General features: G+C 60.4%; 21 protein-coding genes. 7 read left to right on the forward strand and 14 right to left on the reverse strand.

Annotated features, from left to right (window positions below; genetic code table 11):
- The first annotated feature begins 129 nt into the window (after window positions 1-129).
- Genes D1222_RS01150 through D1222_RS01160 form a run of 3 tightly spaced genes read left to right on the forward strand, consistent with a single transcriptional unit; the run spans window position 130 to window position 2,720 of the window.
- Entirely contained in the window at window positions 130-603 is a 474-nt protein-coding gene (locus D1222_RS01150) for a hypothetical protein (RefSeq protein ID WP_119452406.1), read from the forward strand.
- Entirely contained in the window at window positions 600-1,985 is a 1,386-nt protein-coding gene (locus D1222_RS01155) for a tetratricopeptide repeat protein (RefSeq protein WP_119452407.1), read from the forward strand. The genes D1222_RS01150 and D1222_RS01155 overlap by 4 nt, the downstream gene beginning before the upstream one ends.
- A 24-nt stretch (window positions 1,986-2,009) precedes the next feature.
- Window positions 2,010-2,720: a hypothetical protein gene (locus D1222_RS01160; RefSeq protein WP_119452408.1), complete on the forward strand. Its 711-nt coding sequence runs from the start codon at window positions 2,010-2,012 to the stop codon at window positions 2,718-2,720.
- 75 nt (window positions 2,721-2,795) lie between these two features.
- Here the strand turns inward: D1222_RS01160 and D1222_RS01165 are convergent, their stop codons facing one another.
- From D1222_RS01165 to D1222_RS01210, 11 genes are all read right to left on the reverse strand, one after another.
- Entirely contained in the window at window positions 2,796-3,170 is a 375-nt protein-coding gene (locus D1222_RS01165; protein ID WP_119452409.1) for a hypothetical protein, read from the reverse strand.
- A 183-nt stretch (window positions 3,171-3,353) separates the two neighbouring features.
- Window positions 3,354-4,589, reverse strand: coding sequence for a hypothetical protein (locus D1222_RS01170; protein WP_119452410.1), 1,236 nt, complete (start codon window positions 4,587-4,589; stop codon window positions 3,354-3,356).
- Window positions 4,590-4,773: 184 nt separating this feature from the next.
- Window positions 4,774-6,306, reverse strand: coding sequence for an acyl-CoA carboxylase subunit beta (locus D1222_RS01175; protein ID WP_119452411.1), 1,533 nt, complete (start codon window positions 6,304-6,306; stop codon window positions 4,774-4,776).
- 155 nt (window positions 6,307-6,461) lie between these two features.
- The gene (locus D1222_RS01180; RefSeq protein ID WP_119452412.1) at window positions 6,462-7,112 is read right to left on the reverse strand and encodes a hypothetical protein; all 651 of its coding nucleotides are present in this window, start codon (window positions 7,110-7,112) and stop codon (window positions 6,462-6,464) included.
- Between the two features lie 179 nt (window positions 7,113-7,291).
- Entirely contained in the window at window positions 7,292-7,957 is a 666-nt protein-coding gene (locus D1222_RS01185) for a hypothetical protein (protein ID WP_119452413.1), read from the reverse strand.
- A gap of 57 nt (window positions 7,958-8,014) precedes the next feature.
- Complete coding sequence (locus D1222_RS01190) at window positions 8,015-8,743, reverse strand: ATP12 family chaperone protein (RefSeq protein ID WP_119452414.1); 729 nt, start codon at window positions 8,741-8,743, stop codon at window positions 8,015-8,017.
- Between the two features lie 49 nt (window positions 8,744-8,792).
- A complete protein-coding gene (locus tag D1222_RS01195; protein WP_119452415.1) occupies window positions 8,793-9,236 on the reverse strand; it encodes a hypothetical protein in 444 nt (147 codons plus the stop codon).
- A gap of 169 nt (window positions 9,237-9,405) precedes the next feature.
- Complete coding sequence (locus tag D1222_RS15695) at window positions 9,406-9,570, reverse strand: hypothetical protein (RefSeq protein ID WP_182481829.1); 165 nt, start codon at window positions 9,568-9,570, stop codon at window positions 9,406-9,408.
- Between the two features lie 61 nt (window positions 9,571-9,631).
- The gene (locus D1222_RS01200; protein ID WP_119452416.1) at window positions 9,632-10,309 is read right to left on the reverse strand and encodes an HAD-IA family hydrolase; all 678 of its coding nucleotides are present in this window, start codon (window positions 10,307-10,309) and stop codon (window positions 9,632-9,634) included.
- A gap of 144 nt (window positions 10,310-10,453) precedes the next feature.
- On the reverse strand, window positions 10,454-11,449 hold the full coding sequence (locus tag D1222_RS01205; RefSeq protein WP_119452417.1) for an RluA family pseudouridine synthase: 996 nt from the start codon (window positions 11,447-11,449) through the stop codon (window positions 10,454-10,456).
- Complete coding sequence (locus D1222_RS01210; protein WP_119452418.1) at window positions 11,446-11,835, reverse strand: fluoride efflux transporter FluC; 390 nt, start codon at window positions 11,833-11,835, stop codon at window positions 11,446-11,448. The genes D1222_RS01205 and D1222_RS01210 overlap by 4 nt, the downstream gene beginning before the upstream one ends.
- 143 nt (window positions 11,836-11,978) lie before the next feature.
- Here D1222_RS01210 and D1222_RS01215 point away from each other — a divergent pair, with 143 nt between their 5' ends.
- The 4 genes from D1222_RS01215 (at window position 11,979) to D1222_RS01230 (ending at window position 15,933) form a co-directional block, all read left to right on the forward strand.
- The gene (locus tag D1222_RS01215) at window positions 11,979-13,208 is read left to right on the forward strand and encodes an FAD-dependent oxidoreductase (RefSeq protein WP_119452419.1); all 1,230 of its coding nucleotides are present in this window, start codon (window positions 11,979-11,981) and stop codon (window positions 13,206-13,208) included.
- A gap of 5 nt (window positions 13,209-13,213) precedes the next feature.
- Window positions 13,214-13,579: a nuclear transport factor 2 family protein gene (locus tag D1222_RS01220; protein WP_119452420.1), complete on the forward strand. Its 366-nt coding sequence runs from the start codon at window positions 13,214-13,216 to the stop codon at window positions 13,577-13,579.
- Window positions 13,572-14,642 (forward strand): phosphotransferase, encoded by a 1,071-nt coding sequence (locus D1222_RS01225; protein WP_182481830.1) that lies wholly within the window; start codon window positions 13,572-13,574, stop codon window positions 14,640-14,642. The genes D1222_RS01220 and D1222_RS01225 overlap by 8 nt, the downstream gene beginning before the upstream one ends.
- A 79-nt stretch (window positions 14,643-14,721) precedes the next feature.
- Window positions 14,722-15,933 carry a PQQ-dependent sugar dehydrogenase gene (locus D1222_RS01230; protein WP_119452422.1) on the forward strand — a complete coding sequence of 404 codons (1,212 nt, stop codon included), beginning with the start codon at window positions 14,722-14,724 and terminating at the stop codon, window positions 15,931-15,933.
- Between the two features lie 34 nt (window positions 15,934-15,967).
- Here the strand turns inward: D1222_RS01230 and D1222_RS01235 are convergent, their stop codons facing one another.
- From D1222_RS01235 to D1222_RS01245, 3 genes are all read right to left on the reverse strand, one after another.
- The gene (locus D1222_RS01235) at window positions 15,968-16,705 is read right to left on the reverse strand and encodes an RluA family pseudouridine synthase (protein WP_119452423.1); all 738 of its coding nucleotides are present in this window, start codon (window positions 16,703-16,705) and stop codon (window positions 15,968-15,970) included.
- Window positions 16,706-16,824: 119 nt separating this feature from the next.
- Complete coding sequence (locus tag D1222_RS01240) at window positions 16,825-19,818, reverse strand: TonB-dependent receptor domain-containing protein (protein ID WP_119452424.1); 2,994 nt, start codon at window positions 19,816-19,818, stop codon at window positions 16,825-16,827.
- Window positions 19,819-20,049: 231 nt separating this feature from the next.
- Window positions 20,050-21,114, reverse strand: coding sequence for a DUF3667 domain-containing protein (locus D1222_RS01245; RefSeq protein WP_119452425.1), 1,065 nt, complete (start codon window positions 21,112-21,114; stop codon window positions 20,050-20,052).
- Window positions 21,115-21,132 lie beyond the last annotated feature (18 nt).

Genomic DNA, 21,132 nt, shown 5'->3' on the forward strand with positions numbered 1-21,132 from the left:
AACCACACCAAGCGAATGCGAACCGAACCCGTCCCGGTGCCGCGTTCACTTTTATGGTTAACGGGTAGACTTAATCATACGTTAACCTTAACAGAGAGGGACGCCTGTGGTGGGGCGGGGACGGGCAATATGTATGAACAGGATCGATATCCCCGCGGTTTGGGCTGGATCTGGGCGCTAGTCATCCTGATCGTTGTCCTCCTGCTGCTGTTCGGCGCCTTGCGGAGCGGCTTGCTCTCAAGCAAGGCGCACGAGGACCCGATCTACACTGCCTGTACCGACACTTATGGCGGCAAGAACTGCCGGTGTTTTGCTGGCATTCTGAGCGTTCAGCTCTCCGAGCGCGCCTATCAGTCCTATGTCAGCGATCTTGAACGTGACGAATATCGCCTCCGCTATTTCGATGGTCGTCTGGCGGAGAACAGCTTCACCGGACGCGATGCCGGGGTATGCGTGGACGCATCCGACATCTGCGGCGTGCCGGTCTGTGAGCCGCGCTACAATATTCCGCAGGACAATTTAGGGCTCGATGGCGCCATTCCGCTGCAGAGCCAGGGGCGGCTCTATGAGGGCCCTGCCGAAACATGGGACCAAGGATCATGAACCGGGTCTACATCCTCATCACCCTGGCGCTGGGCATACTTATCATAGGCGGCGCTGCAGCGTTCCTGGCTGCAGACAGCAGGGCACAGACATCGGGGTTTGAGGTCGAGCCCGCGCTTGATCCAGTCGATACTCGCATCGCCGTCGGATCGACAGCTGAGTGGGAACCGCGCACCCCGCCGGAAGTGCTGGAACAGCAAGGCCGCTGGACACCGCCCGGCGTCAGTCAGAGCGATCGGCGCCCCACAACATGGGTCAATCCTGATCGGGGCTGGTCTGGCCCCCGACGCGAAGCCTTTCCGGCCGAACCTTGGGCGTTTCATCTGGAAACCATCGCCCCGGGCACAGGCAGCACCAACGCCGCGCTGGTTTGCGTCTATGGCGCGGCCGAATGTGTGCCTCGTCCCATCGCTGCTCGGGTCTATAGCGAAGCAGCGCGCTACTGGCTGTTGCGCGGGGACGCCGAGCTGACCACGCTGGAGCTTGATTGTGGTGAGACCTATTCCTCGATCATCGACTTTGGCTGTGAGCGCGCAGGCGGACGCCCGTTGATGCCGGAATCGCGCGAAGCCGCAATGCGCTACTGGAGCCGGTCGGTCGCCTGGGGCCGACCATTCGGCGCCCAATCCTCCATCCTCGCGCAGCGCCGCCTGCAGGCACACCTCGTCGACTGCCCGGTCTCGCAGGAAAGCCTCGCCCGGATCGCGCGCGATCCAGACAGTGTGATGGCCGATGTAATCGGGCTCAATCTGCGTCAGGCCGCGCTCATGGCGCTTGGATATTACAATGGCGCGATCGACGGCGCTTATGGGACAGAGACCCGCCGGGCCGTTCGAGCGTTCCAGCGCGAGCTCGGCTATGACGAAACCGCCTCCCTGACCCCGCGCCAGACCTCGCAGCTCATGTGTCATGCCGCCCAGACAGCCCGCGACCCAAGCGTGCAGAATGTCCTGGGGATCATGCACTCGGTGGGCCTCGGCGTGGTGCAGAACACTGATCTGGCGCTGGAATGGCTGGAAATGGCTGCCGTGCGCGGTGATCCAGACGCCAATTTTAATCTCGCTGTGATCTATGGCACGGGCGCCGTGTTCGGCTCGTACCGGCTCTGCGCCATCGTCGAAAACCCTGAGCGCGCTGACGCATATCTCCGCGACGCGGCCGATCTCGGCCATCACATTGCGCGTCGCCTTCGATCCACCCCCGAACTGGCCCATGCCCCGAATGCCCAGGTGCGCTGGGCGCGGATCCGACAGGAGATTGAGGAAGAGTCCAGCGAAACGCCCGGGCGCGGCGCGCGGGCCATGGAAATTCTGCGCAATGCCATGCGCGCCCGCGTTCCCCCGGCTGCCGCTGGGTGTCTGGACGCCAATGCAAGCCGGTGACGGTAAATCGAGAGGACAGGACCGATGCGCAATTTGACCCTTCTTAGCGTGCTGATTGGCGCTTCCGCGCTCGTCGGCTGCGGCCCCACTCGCCATTATGAGCCCCTCCCTCCGACCCCATTCTACCCGCCGAGCACGACGCCCGTTGTCGCCACCGCAGACGCGATCGCCATCGATACCGCCCTGCAAGTGTGCAACGTGGACTCCCTGCGCGCCCAGCGTGATGAACGCATGGAGGCGGCCCGCACGCTCCTGATCACGGGCTACGCCTCAGGCGGCGATGTGAATGAGCGCGCGCAATCGACGCAAGGCACCCTGCGCGTGGATCAACCACCTGCGGGGCCGCAGACCGAACGCACCGAGATATTGCGCGCCTTCGAGATCGATCTTGATGCCGCCTATCGCTTCGCCGAGGGCTCTTGCCGCGCCTATGCCGCCTGCATGCATCAGCGCGATTACCAGGAAGGCGCCTGCGTCGGCTCACTCGCTTCCTGGGAGCGGTCGCAGGACCGGTTCACCGAAGTTTCGCTGTCGCTCGCTGACCTCCGGGCCTCAATCGCCGCCCCTGTCGTACAGCGCCGGGTCTATGGTCAAAGCTATCCGCACGGTGACAGGTACGATCGCTACGACCGCCGCCATCGCCCCCACCGCGACCGTCACCACCGCAAGGACCGCGATTGCGAAGGCGTGATCGCAGACCTGTTCACGACAAACGCCTGCGACCGCAAGCATTAGGTGATCTGGCAGCACGTGCGGCCACAGGGTCGGTCGGACTTGTGGCGTTAGAGGTCTGGTTTTCGGCGCGTGGAGCTAGGGCGGGGCGAGCGGTCTCGCCGACTGAAGCGTGCGCGCAAGGTGCATCCGTGGTGCAGTGAGGGTGCAGATACGGTGCGCATGCAGTGCGGGCATAGAAATGGAGAATGCTGCACCCGACGCGAGGCGTCTCCACGACGCGGCGGGCGCAAGTTCGCGCCACGAAGGCTCCGCCCTCTTCTCGCCCGCGACCTGTAGTGTGATGACGATCCGCCCATTGGGCAGGACCCCGGCGCCGAGCATGCCGATGGGGTTCGCCGCGCGATAGGCGCGGTAATAGCGCTCCGTCGCCCAGACCTGAACCAGGAAGAACGGCCAGGCCCAGACCGGCAGCTTTGAAAGTGTCTCGAGGATCCAGTCACGGGTGAGCATGACGAGGAGTATGGGAGTGGTTTGGAGAGGTGAGGAAACTTCTCCCTTCTCCCCACGGGAGAGGGGCTGGGGATGGGGGAAGCACCATTGCACCGGGCCGTACTTGGGTATCGATGCTCCACCTTGATAAAACTCATAGCAGCGACGGCCGAGCTAAGATCCACCTTTTCCTGCCCATATCACTTAGTCTAGGGACGGAGCAGGCAAAACTACATTCCATTCAGCATTGCTTAGCGGTCTAGCAGAAATTTTGAACAGCAAAGGCTCAATTTCCCGTTCGAACTCGTTTGACGGAACACTACGCGTCTTTCGATTTTGCAAGTGGGAAGGACCAGAAATACCCGTCCAAACCGCAGCAACGAAAAATGCTAAAGTTGCCATCGCGATCATAACGATTTTGGCGCACTTAAATGACCAAAATGACCTCGCATCGGTTGAAGAGGGCCGGTTAGAAACATCCATCTTCAACCGATCTCTTTCCGCCTCAACTACCTCAAGAACTGAGCTGTGATGCCAAAGCTCCACTATAGGCAAAAGACCCGCTACCAGCATGCCCGCTCCAGTAAGCCAAAAAATATAGGTGCCGAACGAAAGATCTATCCCACCATTTATGAGCGCAGCGCCGATGGCTGCGCAGAATGCCCCGTTCGCTACAGCGACGCTTATACCCAATCGACGCGACCAAAAGATTTGTGCGCTCTCTACTGCTAACACCCTTCGGTCGGCAAGTTCAGCTAGAAAGTCGAAAGTTTCTTGAGCTGACCTCTTTAAGCTTTCGCGACGATCATCATCCTGCTCAGCGTCAGCCTCGCGAATCCGTTCAGTCGCATCTTTCTCGAGTTTCCGAATCTGATGCTGATCGACTCCATGCCCCGCGTAGAGCGATCCACTTTTGAATTTCGCTGAAGAAAGGTCGGACACCATACGGTGCCATTTAGATGCGGATTTGATTCCAGCCTGACGAAGTAGATCGTCGTATTTCGTCGATTCCGACGCGGCCCGGGCTATCGATGCCAAGGAAGAGCTATCTGCCAGTCTGGCTATCTGCTGAGCGTAGTTCTCGTGGCCTGTTCCAGCTTGTCGAAGTAGGTTGTCGTATTTCGTCGATTCCGACGCGATCCGAGCTATCGACTCTAAGGAAGAGCTGCTCGCAAGTTTGGCTACGTGCTGAGCATCAATCCCGTTGCCCATTCCTGCTTGTCGAAGCAGATCCTTGTACTTCGTCGTCTCAGAAGCGACCTGCGCTGCCGAGGCAAGCAATGAAGAATCCGGTTTGACCGCCTTTTTGAAAGTTTCGGTACGGAAGGCTCGAGAACTTTTGGTCACGGGACCGTCATTCGACGGCCGGTTATTCTCTATCTTTTCACTCGAACTGTTAACTTTGCGCTTTTCAGCTTCTGGATCGCTATTATCGTCCATTTCAACAACCAACTTCACGGTAAAGTGAATTTGATTGGCACGAATGCAGAAGTTCGCACAAGAGCATCAACCTATCCATAAACCATTGCGCCGCCCAAGCTTCGAACAGGTCGAGCTAGCCAAGTCTCTTCAGCGGATCGCTATTGATGCTCTCCAAAAAGATAACTCTGCAATCTTTAGCCCCTTAAAGCGGGATATTATCGTGCTTCTTCCAGGGGTTCTCGAGCTCTTTCCCGCGGAGGGTGCGTAGCGCCTTGCAGACGCGGCGGCGGGTGGAGTGGGGCATGATGATGTCGTCGATATAGCCCTTCTTCGCGGCCACATATGGGTTGGCGAAGTTGTCTTCGTACATCTTGGTGTGCTCGGCGATTTTCTTCTCGTCGCCAATGTCCTTGCGGAAGATGATCTCCACTGCGCCCTTTGCGCCCATCACGGCGATTTCAGCCGTTGGCCAGGCATAGTTCATGTCGCCGCGCAGGTGCTTGGAGCTCATCACGTCATAGGCGCCGCCATAGGCCTTGCGCGTGATGACGGTGACTTTCGGGACGGTGGCTTCGGCATAGGCGAAGAGGAGCTTTGCGCCATGCTTGATGAGGCCACCATATTCCTGCTTGGTGCCCGGCATGAAGCCCGGCACGTCCACGAAGGTGACGATCGGGATGTTGAAGCAGTCGCAGAAGCGCACGAAACGAGCGGCCTTGCGGCTGGAGTCGATGTCGAGGACGCCGGCGAGCGTCATTGGCTGGTTGGCGACAAAGCCAACGGTGGAGCCTTCCATACGGCCAAAACCGCAGAGGATGTTGGCGCCGAAATCAGGGCTGATTTCGAAGAAGTCGCCCTCATCGGCGGTCTTCTCGATCAGCTCTCGCATGTCGTAAGGCGTGTTCGGATTGTCCGGGATGAGGGTGTCGAGGCTTTCCTCGACGCGGTCCGGATCATCAAAGCTTGGGCGCTTTGGTGCTTCCTCACGGTTAGACAGCGGCAGGAAGTCGATGAGGCGGCGCATCTGGATGAGCGCCTCGATGTCATTGTCGAACGCGCCATCGGCAACGCCGGACTTCTTGGCATGGACGGACGCACCGCCCAAAGTTTCGTGGGTGACTTCCTCATTCGTGACGGTCTTCACGACGTCAGGGCCGGTAACATACATGTAGGAGGTGTCCTTCACCATGAAGATGAAGTCGGTCATGGCAGGCGAATAGACGTCGCCGCCCGCACATGGGCCCATGATGACGGAGATCTGCGGGATGACGCCGGAGGAGAGGACGTTTTCCATGAAGATATCGGCATAGCCCGCAAGAGAGTCTACGCCTTCCTGGATACGCGCGCCGCCCGCATCGAAGATGCCGACAACAGGCGCGCCGTTGCGGGCCGCGGCCTTCTGGATCTTCACGATCTTTTCCGACTGCGCGAGCGACAGCGAGCCGCCGAACACGGTGAAGTCCTTTGAGAAGACATAGACGAGACGGCCATTCACCGTGCCGAAGCCGGTGACGACGCCGTCGCCCGGGATGCGCTGTTCTTCCATGCCGAAGTCGTGGGAGCGGTGCTCCACGAACATGTCGGTTTCCTCAAAGCTGCCTTCGTCCAGCAGGAGGGTGATCCGCTCACGCGCGGTGAGCTTGCCTTTTTCGTGCTGCTTGGCGATGCGGCCTTCGCCGCCGCCCATGCGGGCCTCTTCGCGTTTTGCCTCAAGCGCTTCGATGACGTCTTTCATGGGGCAGCCCTCTCGATCGGTGAGTCCTTGATATGGCTGTCCTTGTTACTGAATGAGGCGGACGACGCAAGAAAAAGGGCAGGCTGCCGCATGGGCAACCTGCCAGCCTTTCTTCAGTTGGGCATATGCCTGCGTCCAGCAGGCCGGGTCAGGCCCTAATTGCCGCGACGTCCGCCGCGATCACCGCGTCCGCCATAAAGGTATGGATCTGGCGTCTGGGTCGCTGTGGTCGTCGTCACCGTATGCGCGCCGCGCGGGCCGTAGGTGGTGGACGAGTGGCTGCGATAGCCATTGTGGCCGTTATAGTAGCCATTGTTGTAACCGCGATTGCCGCGGCGCCCCGGCTCTGGCAGGCCTGACAGCTCCACCACGTTGCCGCGGCGCACGGTGCAGCTCACATCGCGGTAGAACTCACGGCGGCGGCCTTCGAACTCGACATCGTCGAAGCGGACGACGAAGCCGCGTGGGCCGATCTGGCGAACACGAAGGTCATTGTCGATATCCACATCGCGGAAGCCGGCGCGGTAGCCTTCGCGCTGGATGACGGCAGCGCACTGGCGCACGGCATCACGGCGAAGCTGGCGGGTTTCCCACGGGCGCTGACCATAGCGGTCATTGCTGTAATAGCGGCCATCGCGTCCACGCCAGCGGTCATTGCCGACGGAGATATAGAAAGACGCGTCGGCGACGCTGAGGAACGCGCCTGAGAGGGCGGTCGCGGAGCGGTGAGGGGCTTCATCTGCAAAGGCAGGTGCTGCGGTGAGTGGGAGAGCCGCCAAAGCCAGCGCTACCACCCGGTTCTTCATGACGTTCTTCATCATGGCAGCAGAAAAACATACGGCAGTCGAACACAGCGTGACCGGCCCGTTCGGATTCCATTCACCTTATTAGTCGTTTTGATACAGGGTGTTATGCGCTACAGGCGCTCAGGCGCCACGCGGGCGTGCGCAGCGCCTGAGGCATTGTTCAGATTGGGCGTGCGGAATCAGGCGCAGCCTTCGACAAAATCGACGGCTGGCGACAGGCCGACGCGGTAGGCAGACACAGCGCCTGCCTCATCTGTTTCCATGATGAGTTTTGCCCCGCCATCCATCTCGACGATGAGATCGTCGCGATCGACATATTTGTTGGGCTGGCGGGTGAGGTCCGGATGGATGGCTTCGACGTCGGCTTCGCTGATGCCGACTTCGACGCCTTCGGGGGTGACCACGCCCGGCGCGCGGATGTCGATCCGCTGCACGCTGCCGCTCTCGACCATGTAGCCGACATCGTAATTGCCCTCTTCGGGCCCGAGATAGTAGCAGGCGCTCTCTTCGCCCGTGCCGCTGTCGCCCATGGCGTAGAGACCGGCGAGATGGGCTTCCCTGGCCTCATCGGCGCTCATGCCGAACTCGACGCCGCAAAGGCCGTCAGCCGTGATGGTCGCGCAGGCGGCTGGGCTGACCTGATCAGGGGAAGACGCGTCCATACCCGCGCTGTCTCCCGTCGTATCCGTCGATGTGCCGGGCGCAGGCATGGCCGGATCAGCTGGCGCGGCGGTCTCTTCCGGCGGTGTCAGCGGCTCCGGGTCTGTGGGCGTGGCAGGATCACAGGCGGCAAGGAAGACAGCGGCGAGGGCGGCGCTGGCGGCGAGTTGGAACCGGTAGGTCATGGCGTTCTCCTCCTCGGCGGCGGGCGCCCGTGCTGGGCGCCGAACCTCGAGGCTGATCTAACGCGCGATGGCCGCAAAGAGTTGCCCGATGGCGTCGGCGTCCGCGCGGCGGCGCGCGACCACATCCATGGCTTCTTCGTCCTCGCCCCACTGCTCGATCTGCCAGGTCTCATCAATGCGGGAGAGGTCAAACGCGTCGAGGGCATCAAGCTCGCCCTGCTCTACCGCCAGCGCGAGGACGGCCGAACCATAGAGCGCCATCGCCCAGGTCAGCGCGGTGAGGCGTAGGTCGTCGAGGCTCGCGGCATGGTCACGCGCGGCCTTGAGCGAGGCGTCAGGCTGCGGTGAGGCGATGATGCCTTCGACAGGGACGAGCACAATGTCGAGGTTCTTGCCCGCCCATTCACGCCAGCGGCCCCAGCCTGCTTCCTGGCGGGCGCGCAGCTCGCTCGGACCGTCGGCGAGGTGGCAGACAAGGTCGGTCTCTGCGTATTTTGCGACCTCATCGGCGAGGGCGTCTCGCGCGCCGGGGGCACCGTCTATCGAGACGTTCAGCAGGCGCGTCAGCGGCATGGTGGTCGGGTCGATCAGGTCTCCCTGCGCGGCCCATTCTTCTGCGATGAGGGTGGCGAGCGTTTCATGCTCGGTCGCAAGGTGGTTCTTTTCAGGCGTACGTACGGGTTTGCCGTCCAGCAGGATGGCCCACGTGTCGCCCTCACGCGAAACCGCCGCCTCCTTATAGAAGCGGCGGGGCAGATTTGGCGGGGTGGGCTTGCGCGTCGTCATGCAGCGACCTCATGCCATGCGGAGGCAAAAGGTCAATTTCTGCGTTCAGCTAGCCTGCGGCAGTGGTGTCGGCGTCAGCGTGGCGCTGACCGGAAAGATCCATCTTGTCGACAACCATACGCGTATCACGTTCCATCAGGATGATGCTCTGGCCGATGCGGACCGTTTTGAGGTTGTCGGCTTTACGCTCCAGCGCGAGATTTGCGCGCCACTCAAGAGCCAGCGGATACATCGTCTCAGGGAAAGGTTCGCCAATCGAGATACGATCTTCGAGAGCGGTACGTTCAAAGCAGAGTTGCTGGGCGGCGAAGCCAACTTCACAATCGCGGTCAGCGACCTGGAAGTTGCGGTCGAAGGCGGCAGTGTCGCTCGCCGTGAATTGCGTCGCTGCTGCACTATTGGTGACACTTGAGTGCGCCGACAAAGCCAGTGCGCCACCACCGATTGCGGCAACTGCGAGTCCCGTCAGAATATAATCGATGTTGTACTTCACGGCTTGGTCCTTTCGAGGTGCTTCATTGCGATCCGGTTAGAAAAGGAACGCAGCCGTCTCGGTATCGATCCATCGTTTATGCATTTTTCTTCATCTTTTTCAGAGCACTAGACGAAAAAGGCCGACCTGTTTCCAGGCCGGCCCTTCAATCGGTTGACTATGAAAAGTCTTACTCGACTTCTTCTTCGAGCTCGTCACCGGCTTCTTCCAGCTCATCACCGGCTTCGTCTATTTCTTCGCCCATTTCCTCTGCTGGACCATCATTGCTGTCACATGCTGCGATACCGCCAACTGCGCCCATACCGATGAGAAGTGCGACCAAAGACTTTTTCATGAGATTCCCCTTGTTTTTCTGGATACTCAGGGTGCAAACGCCGCTCAGCGCGGGCTGTTCCCTAAATACTTGAAATTTTCTGCTCGAACCCCAGCAGGCCGGCATTCAGGCTTGCGAATGTGTCGTGCACTTCGTGGGCGCCTGCCGCATGAAGTTCATCGGCGCGGCCAAAGCCCCAACTGACGCCCATTGTATGGATGCCAGCATTGCGGCCCATGGCGATGTCGTGGATCGCATCACCAATGATGAGCGACTGGTGAGGCTCACAGCCGAGCGCGTTCATGCACTGCTCGACCATGAAAGGGTGCGGCTTGCCGGGGCCATCATCAGCGCACCAGATGGTGTCGAAATATTGCTCCAGCGGATGCATCTCGAAGATGGCGCGGATGCCGCGATGGGACTTTCCCGTTGCCATGGCGATCAGCCAGCCATCCTCTGCGAGGCGTTTCAGCGTCTCTTCTGCGCCGTCATAAAGCGGCTCGACAAAGTTCTCTTCGGTACGGCGCGCGACGAAGGCTTCCTTGTAGGCGGTGCTGAGACCGGCAGGGTCGTGATAGTCTGGCGCGAGGATGCGGCAGGCCTCTTCAAGGCCGAGACCGACAATCTTCCGGGTCTCCTCATAGGCTGGCTCTGGCAGGCCGCAGACACCAAAGGCCCGGCACATCGCCGCCTGGATGACTTCCCGGCTGTCGACAATGGTGCCGTCCATATCCCAGATGGCGAGTTTGAGTTGGGTCATTTCAACTTAACCAATCTCCGCAAACCCCTGCGCAGGCAGGGGTCCATGATGCGTCATTAAGGGCATGGGCAATTGCAAGCCGGCCGCTCTGCATACCTGCCTCCGCAGGTATCTTCGGAGACGAGTGCGCCAGCGGATTGATCCTCAGATAAACAGCTCCAGCGGATCCTTGCCTGCTTCCTGTTCGAGGAAGCCAAGCGTGTCGAAAGTCCGTTTCATATGGCCGGAAAGAGGCGCCTGCAGCAGGAGCGGCTTCTTGTTCTTACGCGGGATCTGCAGCGCGCGCGCATGGAGGTGCAAGCCATTGGCGACGCCCTGGGGCACTTCGCGGCGGGTCATGTATTTGTCGTCGCCGAGGATGGAGGTGCCGAGCTCATGCATATGGAAGCGCAGCTGGTGCATACGGCCGGTCTGCGGGCGAAGCGCAACCCATGCTGCTTTCTGGCCCGCCTGCGAGACGGTGACGTAATCGGTAATCGCGTGGCGCGCGCCCTCATCATTCTGGGCACATTGGACCATGCGTTCGCGGCCTTCAGAGCCTTCGCCCTTGGTCATCCAGCACCGTACCTGACCGGCAGGTGGCTTTGGCGCGCCGACGGTGACGGCCCAGTAGACCTTTTCCATATCGCGTGAGCGGAAAAGATCGCCCAGCCATGCCGCAGACGCCGGATGACGCGCGATCAGCAGAAGACCGGACGTTTCCTTGTCGAGGCGGTGCACGAGTTTCGGGCGATACTCGCCGTCCGAAAGGATATCGAGCATGCCATCTATATGACGGTCGCCCTGCTTTGTGCCGCCCTGCACGGCGATGCCGGCGGGCTTGTTCAGCGCAAACAGATCGTCATCCTCATAGATGACCATTTCGCGCATGAACTGCTCATCCTTGGCCGACGCCGTGTTGGCAGCGCGCGCCTTCTTCTCTGCCGCGGTCGGCTGGTGCAGCGGCGGAAGGCGAACGACCATGCCGGCCTCAAGGCGGGTATTGGCCTTGGCGCGGCTGCCATCAACGCGGATCTGGCCCGAGCGCAGCAGCTTTTCGAGCTGGCCCTGCGTGACGTTGAGACGGCGCTTCACCCAGCGGTCGAGGCGCGTGCCGCCTTCCTTCGGGTTGACGGTTTCGTTGATGACTTGGCTGTTCATGCCAGTACCTTCCGCATGATCATCATGCCTATGAGAACAAGAGCGAGGCCCGCTACAACGGATAGGCCCGCATAGGCAATGGCGCGGGCCCAGTCGTCTTTCTGAATGTATTGCGCGATCTCTAGCGAAAACGCCGAGAAGGTGGTGAATCCGCCCAGAAGGCCGGTCGCCAGGAACAGACGCGCGCCCTGGCCGCCGCCAAGGCTTTCACCCTTGAAAGCCAGCCAGCCAATTAGCAGCCCCATGAGCAAGCTGCCCAGCAGGTTGACGAAGAAAGTCGCCCACGGCCAGCCGCTGAGCCCGAAGCGCACAGCCGCGAGCCCCGCCCCGTGGCGAAGGCTGGCGCCAAGCGCACCGCCGAGAGCAACATAAAGAAATCCGTTCATCGACGGGGCTTTTACGGCGATTGGGCGGAAATTGACAGCCTACACCCCAGCACTGACGCGGCGTCGCGTCTTGCCATCGACGCGCCTGCCGATACGCTTTGCACCAACGTGAATGTCCGCAAAGAGACATCCGGGAGGAAGAGATGAATTATGACCTGATCATCGTCGGTGGCGGCATCGGCGGATCCGCCATGGCAGCAACCATGGCCCGCGCGGGCAAATCCGTGCTTTTGCTGGAGAAGTCGGCGACCTTCACCGATCATGTGCGGGGCGAATGGATCGCGCCCTGGGGCGTTGTCGAGGTCCATCGCCTCGGCTTGTATGATCTGCTCCGGGAGGCAGGCGGACATCACATCACCTCTCACGTTCATTATGATGAAAGCCGGGCGCCAACGGACGCTGAGGAAACGGCGCTGCCGCTCGGCATGTTTGCGGAGAACGTGCCGGGCCCGCTCACAATTGGTCATCCGCATCACTGCCAGACACTTTATGATGAAGCCGTGCGTTGCGGCGCAACGGCGGTGCGCAATGTAAACGTCACCGATATTGAACTCGGCGCAACACCAACCGTCACTTATGAGCAGGACGGCAAATCCCATACGGCGCAGGCTCCGCTTATCATTGGCGCAGAGGGCCGTATGTCCCCTACCCGCAAGGCGGCGGGCATCAAGTTGCACCAGGACAAGCCACATCACTGGTTCGCCGGCCTGCTGGTGGAAGGCGTCGAAGGGTGGGACGAAACACGCCAGGCCATCGGGACAGAAGGCAGTTTCGGCTTTCTCGCCTTCCCGCAAGGCGGCGACAAGGTTCGCGTCTATGGCGGCTACGCGCTTGAAGACAAGGGCCGCTTTGCTGGCGAAGATGGCCCACGCAAATTCCTCGAAAGCTTTCGCATGAATTGTGCGCCGGGGAATGAGGCGATTGCCGATGGCAAGCCTGCAGGTCCCCTCCTCTCTTATTTCAACAATGACAGCTGGACGGATGAGCCATTCACGGAAGGTTGCGTCCTGATTGGCGATGCCGCCGGTTGGAATGACCCGATCAATGGGCTTGGGCTCTCAATCACCTATCGCGACGTCCGAATGGTGTCCGATATACTGAAAGCGACCCCGGCCGGAGAAGCACCTGATTTTTCGGAATACGCGGCAGAGCGTTTCGAGCAGATGCGGCGCCTGCGCTTTGCGGGCCACCTTCAGGCCTCACTCGACATGGAATTTGGCGACGACGCCAAAGAGCGGCGCAAGCGCTATCTCGAGCGCGCTGCTGCGGATCCAAGCCTCGGCTTGCACGGCGTTGCCATCATGGGCGGGCCTGAAATGGTCCCACCCGAAGTGTTTACCGATGCACACAAGGAAAGGGTTCTGAACGGATGAGCCCAATGGATATTGAACGCTTCAACGCGGACTGGCTGCAGGCCTGGACAGACAAGGATGTGGACCGGCTGGTCGGCTTTTACGCGGCCGACACGGTCTACAAGGATCCGCAAGTCCCACACGGGATTGAAGGGCGGGAGGCACTGAGAAGCTATCTTCAGACGCTTTTCAGCTCGACACCGCCCATGACTTATCTGCCGGAGATGGTCTGGGCCATTCAGGGCGGCTTCTGTGGGCGCTGGTATTGCGACATCGGCGACGGCGGCAAGGAAGGCAAGATGCGGGGCTTCGACCTCGTCCTGATCGAAAATAGCCTCATCAAGCACAATGAAGTCTACGTCCATCCACTCAGCGAGGCCGCCAATGCCTGAGATCCGCGAATGGAGGGACATCGACGCCGAATGGCTGACAGCGGCGTTGAAAAGCGATGGCATTGATGCGCGCGTTGCCTCATTCGAGGCTGGACGGGTTGGAACGGGCCAGATTGGCGACTGTGTCCGCTTCAAGCTGAATTACGCGGAAGCAGCGCCCAACGCGCCCGCGACCATTGTCGGCAAATTCCCCTCAGAAGGTGAGGAAAGCCGCGCGACCGGCCGCAGTCTCGGCAATTATCACCGCGAAGTGAAATTCTACCAGCTGCTACAGCCTGATGCGCGGGTTTCGACGCCGCATTGCTATTTCACGGACGTGAATGAAGAGACGCATGACTTCGTGCTGATGATGGGGGACATGGCGCCCGCAGAACAGGGCGACCAGCTGGAAGGCGTCACCCTGGACGAGGCAAAGCTCGTGCTGGAAGAGGCCGCGAAGCTGCACTCAGCCTACTGGGAAGACGAAAAGCTCGATGAGTATGCATGGGTCATGGGGACGACCCATGCGCCAGATGTCCTGGATCCGGACGTGGTTGCTGGGCTGTGGGACGGTTTCAAGGCCCGCTATGGAGACCGCGTAACGCCAGAGGCGACCAAGGTTGGCGATGCCCTCTCGCGAAACATGGACAAGTATGGTGACAGCCGCGAAGGCCAGAAATGCCTGATCCACTCAGACTTCCGGCCGGACAACATGCTGTTCGACCTGTCGAACACGGCCAAGCCAGTGACCGTGGTCGACTGGCAGAGCTTTGGCTATGGGCCGGGCGGCGCGGATGTCGGCTATTTCATCGCGGGCGCGATCGACCCGGCGACCCGTCAGGCCAATGAGAGCGCGCTGGTGGACCTCTACCTTGAAGAGCTCGACCGGCTCGGCGTGTCCAACTATGACCGCAACGACTTTCTCCGCCACTATGTGGCCGGGGCGTACCAGCATTTCTTCACGGCCTATTTCGCCGCCATGCTGGTCACGCAGACCGAGCGCGGCGACAATATGTTCTTCCGGATGCTGAACGGCGCAGTCGACCTGATTTCAGACCATGATGCGTTGGACTGGTATGGCTGAGTAGAGCCCCGAGCTGGCCGACGCAGAAAAGCGTTCTATCTGGCGTGGCAGTTTACCAGCCAGCCAGAAAGGTCCAGCTATGGTCACCTCCATTACCAGAACACTCCTCGCCGCTTGCGCGGTCCCTGCCCTCGCCCTCAGCGCTGCGGCGCAATTTTCCGGCGAAACGATGACCGTCACCGGCACCGAAGGCACTGTCCTCACGGCCGAGGCGCTTGAGACGTTCGACGGCGCCTGGGCAATGACCTTCCTGCCGGATGGCCGCGCGCTCGTCACCGAGCAGGATGGCAATCTCTGGCTGCTCGGCACCGATGGCGCGAAGTTGGGAGAGATTTCCAACGTGCCGCAAGTCACCATGCGCGGCCAGGGCGGCCTTGGTGACATCATCATCCACCCGGACTTTGCAGAGAACGGTACGGTCTTCCTGTCCTATGCCGAGCGCGACCCGCAGGATGACACTCTGTCAGGCGCGGCAGTCGACAAGGCCACGCTGGAGCTCACGGAAACCGGTGGCAGCCTGTCTGGTATTACCCGCATCTGGGAACAGTCCCAGAAGGTGCCGGGCAACGGCCACTATGGTCACCGTCTCGCCGTCGCGCCGGATGGAAACCTCATCATCACCTCCAGCGAGCGTCAGAAGTTCAGCCCGGCGCAGAATATGGACATGAACCTCGGCAAGGTGATCCGCGTGACGACCGATGGCGCCCCGCTTGAGGACAATCCCTTCTACGGCAATGGCGGTGTCGCCGACACGATCTGGTCGCTTGGCCATCGCAACATGCTTGGCGTGGCGTTCGATGCAGACGGCCAGCTCTGGGTACATGAGATGGGCCCGGCTGGCGGCGATGAGCTGAACCTCATCCTGAAGGGCGAGAATTACGGCTACCCGATCGTCTCGAATGGCGAGCACTATAACGGCAAGCAGTTCTTCGGAAACCATGAGGATTTCCCGATTTATGAGAACCCCGCCGTTTCCTGGACACCGGTGATCAGCCCGGCGGGCCTCATCATCTATGACGGCGACACTTTCGCTGACTGGCAGGGCGACGCCTTTATTGGCGGCCTGTCGTCCAAGGCGCTGGTGCGTGTCGAGTTCGAACAGACCCCGCTCGACAATCAGGGCGCTGGCGGCACCTCATCGACGATGGAAACCACCGCGAATGAGGCCGAGCGCTATGAGTGGGACAAGCGTATCCGTGAGGTCGAGCAAGGCCCGGACGGCGCGATCTATGTGCTGGAGGACGACGATGGCGGCCGCCTGATCCGCCTGACACCGGGCGCTGCCGAGTAACGCGCGCAGAACCTGAGATGTTGAGGCCGTCCTTTCAGATCGAAAGGGCGGCCTCTTTCATTCGGGCAAGGAAATCTTCGGGAAGCGGCGCCTCCAGCTGGAGCCTCCCGGCGCCAGGCTCAGGGTGCGCGATATCAAGACGCGCGGCGTGGAGCATCAACCGGTCGGCTGAGAGCTTGCCGGAGCCGTAGATCCGGTCGCCGAGTATCGGGCAACCAAGCGCGGCCATATGGGCCCGGATCTGGTGCATGCGGCCGGTAACGGGCTTTGCTTCTATCAGGGCGAAACCGTCGGACCGGGACAGTATTTTCCAGCGAGTCTCGGCGCTCAGCGCGCCTTTCTGGCTGGCAGATGCAGGGATCATCTTCTCGCGCCCGCCCCTGTCTGACGGCACCTTGAGGAGGGCCTCAGCGCAGACCCCTTCGTCCGCAGACGGCAGCTGACCTGACACGATGGCGAGATAGGTCTTGGACGCTGCGCGCTCAGAGAACTGGGCAGAAAGTGCAGCAGCCGCAGGCTTTGTGCGCGCGACGACCAGGACGCCGGATGTTCCGGAGTCTATGCGGTGAACGAGGCGCGGCCGCTTGCCATTCGACTTTGCGAACGCCCAGAGCAGAAAGTCCAGGGACTTGCCTCTGCCACCAGCGATCTGCACGGCGAGGCCCGGCGGTTTGTTGAAGGCCAGCACCTGATCATCCTGATGGATCAGCAGGCCGCGGACAAAGGCGCGATCTTCATCAGAAATATGAGGGATGGGCGTGTTGCGGGCCATGGCCTGCTCATAGCGCGGCGCGGCGCCCTGCCGCAACGGCCCACGCCAGCCAAAGAAAAAGGGCGGCCCCGAGAGGCCGCCCTTTCCTGATATTCCGTTCTTCCGGAACCTCGGAGGACCTAGAAGTCGACCGTGGCGCCCATGAAGATGTAACGGCCGAGTGCGTCGTACACCTGCGGGTAGGTGTTACCGTTACCTGGTGCCGTACCAACGACGGAGGACAGCGGCGGATCTTCATCCGTGACGTTGTTCACACCGAAGCGGACGCGGGTGTTGTCCAGGAGCTGGTAGCTCGTCGACAGGTCGAAGTAGTCCTGAGCTTCGAACGTTGCGTTGATCGGCGCTGGGTTGGCTGCGTCGAGGTCAACTTCGCTGAAGTGGCGCCACGTACCGGTGACGGACAACTTGCCGTCGAGTGGCATCCAGGTTGCGCTCGCCTTGTGGCGATACTCAGGGTTTGCACCGTTGCCGAAGTTCGACTGACAGCGGCCGCCATAGAGGCCGACACAGTCAAACGGAGGCGTGACAGATGCGTCTGGGAGCGACTGAACTTCGAGGCTGTCGAGGTAGGTACCGACATAGTCGAAGCTGAACACGCCCGTCGCACCAGCGTCGTAGGTGTAGTTTGCCTGGAGGTCGAAGCCAGTGGTTTCGAGGCTACCCGTGTTGACGTTCGTCGCAATGAAGAAGCCAGTTGGGTTGGCCCAGAGGGTGCCACCGGTACCGCGGTTGATGAGCGAGCAGAAGAACTGGTCGCCGGTCAGGGCACACTGGTTGATCGAGGTCTCGGCAGGAACCGTCGAGATGTAGCCTTCCACTTCGATGCTGAAGTAGTCGAGCGACACCGTGAGGCCGTCGAGGAAGCTCGGCGTGAACACCGCACCAACGGTGAACGTGTCGGACTCTTCCGGATCCAGGTCTTCGTTACCGCCCGTCAGGATGTTGTACTGACCAGCTGGGCTGGTGAGCGCCTGCGAGCCGTAGTTCGCTGGGTCAAGACCGGTGTTCGCACACTGGGCCTGGGTGAACAGCGGGTTCGGGCCGGCACATGGGTCACCATCTGCAGGGTCGAACAGCGTCAGGCCGGCTGGCGAGAACAGTTCGAAGATGTTCGCAGCACGAACAGCGCGCTGGAACGAACCACGAAGCATGAAGTCCGAAGTTGGCGAGTACTGGAGGCCAACCTTGTACGCGTCGGAATCGACGTTGTCGTAATAGGACTTACGATAGGCGAGGTCCATGTTCAGGTCGTAGATACCTGGACGTTCCTGAACCAGCGGGATGTCGAGTTCTGCGAAGATGTCGATAACATTCTGCGCACCCGAGATCGCCTGGGTTGGACCACCCTGACCAGCACCGTCACCCGACTGGAATGCAGCGTCTGGGTTCGAGTCGATCGTGTCGCGGCGGTATTCAGCACCGAAGGCCCAGCCTGGTGCGTCGACAGCCATTGGCGAAACGAGGCCGTAGTCGCCGAACGAGCCGAACATCTTGCCGGAGATGACCGTCTGGGTCACGTCGCCGTTACGGTTCAGCGGGCTGACGACGTAGTCGATAGCTGCTGGATCAGGCGCGTTGCCCGACCAGATGTCGTAAGGCACACAGGCCGCGTCATCATTGGTTGGGTCAGCGTCGACGTTGACGTTACAAGCCACACCGCCATTGCCATCTGGAACCGCGTAGAGCGCGTTCGTCAGCTTTCGGATGGAGAGGTCGTTGTTGTAAACTTCCGTACGGACCACTTTCGCGAACGATGCGTAGACATCGTAACCGATCGAGGTGCCTTCCAGATCGCCGCGGATGCCGATGACATTGCGGAAGGTCTGGTGACGGATGTCGTTGTTACGTGGGCCGCCTTCAACGTTCCGGCGAAGTGCCAGAAGCGAACCAACGCCGACGACTGCGTCAGGTGCGAGACCGTCACAGCCGATGAAGGAGGTTTGCTGAGCCGAAAGGAACGGGTTGTCACAGTTCAGACCACCGGCAGCGCCAGCAACACCGTAGCCGAACACACCGGAAGGTGCGATCTGCGAGTTGGTTTCGTTCTGAACGAACATGAACTCGCCATAGGCTTCGATATTGTCGGTGATGTCGTAGTTCAGGAACGTACCGAACGTGTACTTCTCGTTCGGACGCTGGAAGTGGTTGAACGGGTTGAAGTTGAACGTGTCGGTGACGAAGTCACGTGCGATGAACGTACCGGTGCCTGCAGGATCAACGCGGCCCCAGGTGCCGGTTGGCAGACCGCCGCCAAGATCGAGAAGGTTGGTGAACTGGTTCGTACCTGAACCAGCACAGGTGAACTCGTTGCCGCCGTTGCGGGTACCAAGAGCACACTGTGCGTAGTCGCGGTCGCCCTGAAGGACTTCGTTGACGTTCTGGTACGACGCGAAAGCCATCATGTGGCCGCGGTCATTGTCGAAGTTGCCACCAGCCATCAGGGTGACATCAACAGCGTCGCCGTCTTCAACAGAGCCGCTTGGGACGCGGTACTGGCTTGGGTTCAGACCAGCGAATTCTTTCAGAAGGCCCTGAAGCTCACCATCATTGTTGTGCTGGTAGAAGCTGTAGTTGCCGTCGATCTGGAAGCCTTCGAAATCGTCATTCATGACGAAGTTCACGACGCCTGCGATAGCGTCAGAACCGTAGGTCGCCGATGCACCACCGGTCAGAACGTCAACGCGCTCAACCAGCTGGGTTGGGATCGAGTTGATGTCTGGCGCGGAGATGTTCAGCGAGCCGTAAGGAAGGCGGCGGCCGTTCATCAGAACGAGCGTACGCTCCGAGCCGAGACCACGAAGGTTCACGGAAGCCGTACCGGTACCACCGTTCGCGAGCGACGAACCTTGTGCACCGAATGCCTGTGGCAGGGTGTTGACGAGGTCTTCCGCGCGGATCGTACCGCGGATGTCAAACTGCTCTGCGTCAAGCTCGGTGACCGGGCTGGTCGCCGTCAGGTTGCCGGACTGCGGGATGAGCGAGCCGGTGATAACCACCGTCTGCTGGCGCGCTTCCGCCTCTTCCTGCGCTGGTACGGTTTCGACGTCATCCTGCGCAAACGCAGGTGCGGCGAACACCGTCATCGCTGCACCGGCGAAGACCGCCGACGTCAACAGATGTTTTTTGAGTGTAGTTCCGTTCACAGTTGAACCTCCAGATTAACTCTCGTGTGCCATGCATTTTGGCAACCGACCCCTCAGAAATCGGTATAGCTAGCACTGCTATCGAAGTTGATTTCGTCGCGTCAATCGAAAGTGACAAACTGATGACGGATTCTCGAAAAAGTGTTGCTAAGATGTCGACACGCTGCGTTTTCTTCGCGTGATCGGCGTATTTGCAACGCTCTAGACAGCGAGCAGCGAAAGGATGACGAGCGCCACGATGAGCGCTGTCAGGCTGACCAGCCAGAAGAATGACAGGACCATCATTCGCAAAAAGGCCTGCAGATATCCTGTACCGTAGGCCCCGCGCATACTGAACATCGTATAGACCGGAAGCGCGATCGAGTAATAAAGACCGGCGACCCAGCCCCCCATCAATGCGGACAGACCGAATGCCAAGGTCGAGCTGAGATAGATCCAGCTGTGCAAGTGGAGCGCGTGGATTGCGTGATCATAAACATAGATGCGCCGACGCCAGGCATACATGAGCGATAGGGCAAGTATCGTCAGAGGGACCAGAATTAGGCTGAGGCGCGGCGCCCAGGTTTCTGCGGCCGTCGTAAATAGTCTTGGATTCTCAAAAGTGCGCTCGGCAGCCGCTTCAAGGCGTTCACCCAATTCGTTTGAGCCAAGATTGACGTTGTTCTCTTCCGATTCGCTTTCCTCCGAATCGGCAACTGGCTGATCGGGCACAGCATCGCTTGTGGCTTCTTGTTCGGCTTCGGTCCTGTTTGCGCGCGCGCGTTCAATTATATCTTCGAGTTCGCGCTCATTTAGGCCGCCATTCTGCGACAGGTATTCAGAAAGCGCTTCGCTTTCTTCCTCGCTCAGCGCCGGGCCCTCTCCCGTCTCGATTTGTTCCAACGCGTTGACGCCATTGGAGTTGATGAAGGCGAAGGCGACAAAATAGAAGATCAGGCTCGACAGCAGGAAGAGCCTGAATGGCGGGACATAGCGGGCCCGCTTGCCTGCGCTATAGTCACGGCTTAGCGCGCCCGGCCTGAAAAGCAGTTTCGGCAGTGTGCGGGCGATACGCCCATCCAGCGCCAGACTGTCCGACACCGTTTCGGCGACAAGTGAATAGAAAGGCCGGTGGAAACTGGCGGCGAGCTGACCGCAATTGGGGCAGTAACGGTGTTTCACCATCACGCCGCAATTGCGGCAGGGCTGGCCCTGCAGGTCGGCGGTTCCCCCCGCAGAGAGGGCGCCGACCGAGGCGAGGCCTGCTGCTTCAAGTTCGTCGCTCATAGCCCCCCGGCCCTCTTC

This window comes from Henriciella algicola (assembly GCF_003576245.1).
GTDB lineage: Bacteria > Pseudomonadota > Alphaproteobacteria > Caulobacterales > Hyphomonadaceae > Henriciella > Henriciella algicola.